This window comes from Rhizobium moroccans, from assembly GCF_057559155.1.
The window spans coordinates 5,590-11,180 of the sequence record NZ_JBHFJG010000039.1; the positions used below are offsets into that span (position 1 = coordinate 5,590).

Below are 5,591 nucleotides of genomic sequence, written 5' to 3' on the forward strand. Positions count from 1 at the left end.
AAAGGGCGGGCGGCCACGGATCATGTCAGTTGCCGAGCGCCTGCTGGATGGCCGCATTGCCGCGCTCGACCGCCTTGTCGAGGGCGGCCTTGGCGTCCTGCTGGCCGGCGAGCATGGCTTCGTACTCCTCGTTCATGATGTCGCGGACCTGCGGCAGGTTGATGAGGCGCACGCCCTTGGAATTCTCGGTCGGTGCCTTGCCCATCATCTGCTGGATCGGCGTTTCCCGACCGGGGTTCTTCTCGTAGAAGCCGGATTTCTTGGTCTCCTCATAGGCAGCCATGGTGACCGGCAGATAGCCGGAAACCTGGTGAAGCCGCGCCTGGATATCGGTCTGCGAGAGGAAGTTGAAGAACTCCGCGACGCCCTTGTATTCCGCGTCGCTCTTTCCGCCGAAGACCCAAAGGCTCGCCCCGCCGGGGATCGTATTCTGCGGCCGGCCTTCGCCTTCATAATAGGGGAGCTGGCCGATGCCGTAATTGATGCCGCTCTTGACGACATCGCCAAGCCCGCCGGAAGACTCGGTCAGAATGCCGCATTCGCTCGACAAAAAGAGCTGCTTGGCCTCGGACGTGCGCCCGCCGTAGCGGAAGACACCATCCTTGGCGAGATCTGCGATCGTTTGGAAGTGATTCACGAAGGGTTCGGAATTGAAGGCGAGCTCGACGTCGGTATCGCCCAATCCGTTTTCGTGATTGGCATAGGCGACGTTGTTCCACGCTGCGAAGTTCTCCGTCTGGATCCAGGTCAGCCAGGTGGAGGTGAAGCCGCAGGGTGCCGCGCCGCTCGTCTTGATCTTGCGCGCCGCTTCAAAGACCCCCGGCCAGGTCTTCGGCGGGTTGGCGGCATCGAGGCCGGCCTTCTGGAAGATATCCTTGTTGTAATAGAGGATCGGCGACGAGGAATTATAGGGGAAGGACAGCATGGTGCCGTCCGGCTTCGAGTAGTAGGCGACGATGCCGGCCAAGTATTGCGATTTGTCGAAGGTGTAGCCGCCCTTTTCGAGCACTTCCGCCACGGGCACGATCGCGCCCTGTGCTCCCATCATGACGCCGGTGCCCACGTCGAAAACCTGGATAATATGCGGCGGCTGTTTGGCGCGAAAGGCGGCGATGCCGGCATTCAGCGTTTCGGGATAGGTGCCCTTGAAGACGGGCACGATCTTGTATTCGGACTGGCTCTCGTTGAACTCCTTGGAGAGCGTGTCGACCACCTCGTTGTTGGCACCCGTCATGGCGTGCCACCATTGGATTTCCGTCACCGCCATGGCACTGGACGCCATCAGGAGCGAGGTTGTTGCGGCGATTGCCGATGCGAGAATGACTTTCATGGACATTGTTCCTCCCTTTTCATGAACATGACCGCAGCCTTCGAGACGACGGCATTCCTTCAGTTTCTCCCCGCGGCCGCTCTCAGATTCCGGCGAGCCGCTGAAGATCGGCGACCGCGCCGGGGCCGGCCGCAAGCACCATGGAACCGGTGGTCAGCCCGTCTCCCTCCACGGGGAAGGGCAGATGCCAGCCGCCGGCTTCCTGCACCAGGCAATAGCCGGCCAGGCAATCCCAGGCATGCATATGGGGCTCGTAATAGCCGACCAGCCGGCCGGCGGCGACATAGGCAAGCGTCAGCGCTCCCGATCCGATCCGGACGAAATTGCCCCCGCCTTCCAAAAGATCCTTGACCATCTTGCCGACGATGTCGGGCCGGACATGATGGTTGGCGCCGATCCCGGTCACGGCATTGCGAATGTTTTTCGAAGCGTCGAGTTTCAGCGGCTTGCCGTTCAGCGTCGCGCCGAAGCCGGATGCGCCGGAGTAGAGCTCGTCATAGCAGGGCACGTAGATCACCCCGACCACCGGCCTGTTTTCATGAAGGACGGCGATCGACACGCACCAGTTCGGCATGCCGTTGATGAAGGGGCTCGTTCCGTCGATCGGATCGACGACCCAAGTATAGCCGGAGCTGCCATGCACCAAGCCGGACTCTTCGCCAAGAAAACCATCCTCTGCCAATATGGCCGCGATCCGGGCGCGGATGAGGTTTTCGACCTCGCGATCTGCAATGGAAACAAGATCTTGCGGATTGTTCTTCGTCTCAACCACGAGGCTCTCGCGGTTGCGAAAATATTCAAGCGCGACCCGTCCCGCCTCAATCGCGATCTCCTGCGCCAGGCGGTGGCGCTTGACGGTGTTTTCGTTTGTATCCTTGACGGACCGTTCGGTGATCTCAAGCATGTGCTTATTCCGTTATGATCGCGATGCCGCGGTTCCTGAGTCCGATCGCCACCTGCGTGCCCGGCGCGAGCGGCCGCTCCACGGAGTGGTCGACGATGAAAAGCCTGCCGTCGTCCGTTTCCGCTTCGTATTCGATATGATCGCCGAGATAGGCCGCATGGCTGATGCGGCCGGCGAATGCGGCGCTTTCGGCGGGTTCGACAGTGATCGAATTGGGGCGCACCGCGAGCTTGCCGCGGCCGGGCCTTGCCCCGCGCGAAGGCACCTTGTGGTTCAAGCCGGCGATGCGGATCGTCGCCTCTGCGCCATCCACGTCCAGGATCTCGCAGGGCACCACATTGGCCTCGCCGATGAAGTCGGCGATGAAGGCCGAGGCCGGCGCCTCATAGAGATCCCTCGGCCCGCCTTGCTGTGCGATATTGCCGTCCTTCATCACGACGATGTGGTCGGAGACGGCAAGAGCTTCGTCCTGGTCATGCGTGACGTAGACGGCCGTGAACTGCAGGCGCTGCTGCAATTCACGGATTTCCGTGCGCACACGGCGGCGCAATCGGGCATCGAGATTGGAGAGCGGCTCGTCCAGTAGAAGGACCTGCGGCTCGAGCACGAGCGCGCGGGCGACGGCGACGCGCTGCTGCTGACCGCCGGAAAGTTCGGAGGGCAGCCGCCCGCCCATGCCCGCGAGCCCCACCAGTTCCAGGCCATGCTCGGCCTTCTGCCTTGCTTGCCTGCGGCCGAGGCCGGAGGATTCCAGCCCATAGGCGACGTTTTCCAGCGAGTTCATGTGTGGGAAAAGGGCATAGGATTGGAAGACCATCGAGACATCCCGCTCGTTAGCCGGCAGCATGGTCACGTCCTTGCCGCCGATGAAGATACGGCCGGATGTCGGATGCTCCAGGCCCGCGAGCATGCGCAGGGTCGTCGTCTTTCCGCAGCCGGAGGGCCCGAGCAGCGTTACCAGCGTGCCGGGTTCCACCGTCAATGAAAGATCGTGAATGGCAGTGAACGCGCCGAACATCTTGCGGACGTTCTGAAAAACGACGGAGCCGGGCTTCTCGATCATGCGGCTTTCTCCTGCGTGAGTGCGGGCGCGTTGGGGCGGGCAAGGCCGGCGACGCGGTTCTCGCGCCTCAATCGACGTTCGCCGACCAGAAGCTGGAAGCCGGCTATGACCGCGATCATCACGACGATCAGCATGGAGGAATAGGCGATCGCCACCCCGTATTCGCCGTTTTCGACCAGCCCGACAATATAGGAGGTGGCCATGTTGTACTGGGCGCTGACGAGGAAGACGACCGCGCTGACCGAGGTGATGGCACGCACGAAGGAATAGACGAGCGCTGCCGTGATGGCTGGCCTGAGCAAGGGCATGATGATCTTTCGGATCGTCCGGAAGCTCGTCGCCTTGAGGGTCATGGAGGCCTCGTCGAGAGACCGGTCGAGCTGGCTCATCGCCGCGATTCCGCCGCGTACCCCGACCGGCATGTTGCGGAAGACGAAGCAGGCGACAAGAATGAGCGCCGTGCCCGTCATTTCGAGCGGCGGCAGATTGAAGGCCATGATATAACTGATGCCGATGACCGTTCCTGGAATAGCGAAGCTCATCATCAGCGCGAACTCGAAAAGTTCGCGGCCGGCAAAGCGTTGCCTTACGATGATGTAGGCTGTCGCAAGCCCGACCGCCGCCGTCAGCGGTGCTGCGATCAGCGCGATCTTCATCGTGGTCCAGAAGGAGTTCCAGGCGACGCCGGTCCATACGAGAGCACCGTCGCGCACTGTCACCGAAAAGGCGCGGGCGTAGTGGTCGATGGTGAGCGTGTTGTCGAGGCCCCAGGTCTTCACGAACCCGCCGACCAGGATCATGCCGTAGACCACCAGCGTGAAGATCATCCAGGGGATTACCACCGCATGGACTGCGACGGAGAGCGGGCGAGGCAGCGCAATATTAGCGCCGCTGTCGCCCTTTCCGGTAACCGTTGCAAAGTTCTTGCCTGCCAGCCAGAGCCTCTGCGCCAGGAAGGCCGAAAGCGTGAACCCGAGCAGGATCATGGCAAGTACGGCTGCCCGCGCGGGGTCGTTCTGCGATCCGACGACGGCGAAGAATATCTCGGTCGAAAGGACGCCATGGCTGCCGCCGAGCACCAGCGGATTGCCGAAATCGGCCATGCTCTCGATGAAGCCGATCAGGAAGGCATTGGCCAGGCCCGGCTTCATCAAGGGCAGGGAAACGCGCCAGAAGGTGCGCCAGCGGTTCGCCCTCAGCGTCTGCGAGGCTTCCTCCATGGATGGGCTGACACCTTCCACCACCCCGATCAGAACCAGAAAGGAAATCGGCGTGAAGGAAAGCACCTGGGCGATCCAGATGCCGGTGAGGCCGTAGAGCCAGCGGCTCGGTTCGATGCCGAAGAAGCCGGAAAGCCCCTGGGTGACGATACCCGCGCGCCCGAACAGCAGTGTCAGCGCAAGGCCGATGACGAAGGGCGGCGTGATGATCGGCAGAATGGTCAGCAGGCGCAGACCCTTCTTGAAGGGAAAGTGCGTGCGGGTGGCGACGAGCGCGAATGCAAGGCCGAGCAGGGTGGAGGCCGACGCCGTCATGATCGCAAGCCAAAGCGTGCGCCATGCAATACCGCAACGCGTCCCCCCGGCAAGACAATCGAGGCTCCAGATCGACGGGTCGAGGAAATTGCGCGTGAAGCCCGAGAAGTTCACCGAGCCGTCGAAATCCTGAAAGGCGGCGATAAACATGCTGGCGATCGGATAGAAAACGAACACGGTGACGAGGAAGATCAGAAGCGAGATGGTCGCGGTGACGAAAGCATCCCCCTTCATGACGCCGCGCTCGGCAAGGCCGAAGGACAGGATCAGCACGAATGTCACCGCCAGAAGGACAGCGCCTGCTCCCATCGATGGCTGTCCATCCCTCAAAGGTCCGAAGATCGTTTCGCTGATGCTCCAGTTCCATCCCGTCAGGCCGATCGCAAGGCCTTGAAGGGCAAGAAAGCCGATGCCGACCGCGCCGGCTGAGACGAGCAGCCTGCTGCGCCGTTCGGGATCGGTCACGAAACGCGCCACCGCCGCCAGCACTACTGCAAAGAGGGCCGCAAGCAGCCACCAGCGGCCTTGCCCGAAGATTTGCGCCACCGCCGGGACCGCGGCGGCATCGGTCAGGAATTCCGCAATCCAGGAAAAGGAGAAAAAGCCCCGCTCTATCCTATACCACGGCAGCAGGATCATCGCTGCGGCACCGAGAGCCAAAGCGAAATCGAGTCTGCGATTGCGGTTGGACATGGCGGCTGCGACCTCGACGGAGCTGAATTGCATCAGGTTTGCCGGGCCCCTCCGTGGAGGGGCCCG

4 protein-coding genes are annotated in these 5,591 nt (G+C 62.2%); all 4 read right to left on the reverse strand.

Features of this window, described 5'->3' with window-relative positions; all coding sequences use genetic code 11:
* Nucleotides 1–25 precede the first annotated feature (25 nt).
* Nucleotides 26–1,336 carry a sn-glycerol-3-phosphate ABC transporter substrate-binding protein UgpB gene (ugpB, locus tag ACE04I_RS17805; RefSeq protein ID WP_487207415.1) on the reverse strand — a complete coding sequence of 437 codons (1,311 nt, stop codon included), beginning with the start codon at nt 1,334–1,336 and terminating at the stop codon, nt 26–28.
* A 76-nt stretch (nt 1,337–1,412) separates the two neighbouring features.
* On the reverse strand, nt 1,413–2,234 hold the full coding sequence (locus ACE04I_RS17810) for an inositol monophosphatase family protein (protein ID WP_082118263.1): 822 nt from the start codon (nt 2,232–2,234) through the stop codon (nt 1,413–1,415).
* 4 nt (nt 2,235–2,238) lie between these two features.
* Entirely contained in the window at nt 2,239–3,297 is a 1,059-nt protein-coding gene (locus ACE04I_RS17815) for an ABC transporter ATP-binding protein (protein ID WP_046793339.1), read from the reverse strand.
* Nucleotides 3,294–5,525 carry an ABC transporter permease gene (locus ACE04I_RS17820; protein WP_046793703.1) on the reverse strand — a complete coding sequence of 744 codons (2,232 nt, stop codon included), beginning with the start codon at nt 5,523–5,525 and terminating at the stop codon, nt 3,294–3,296. The genes ACE04I_RS17815 and ACE04I_RS17820 overlap by 4 nt, the downstream gene beginning before the upstream one ends.
* Nucleotides 5,526–5,591: the final 66 nt, after the last annotated feature.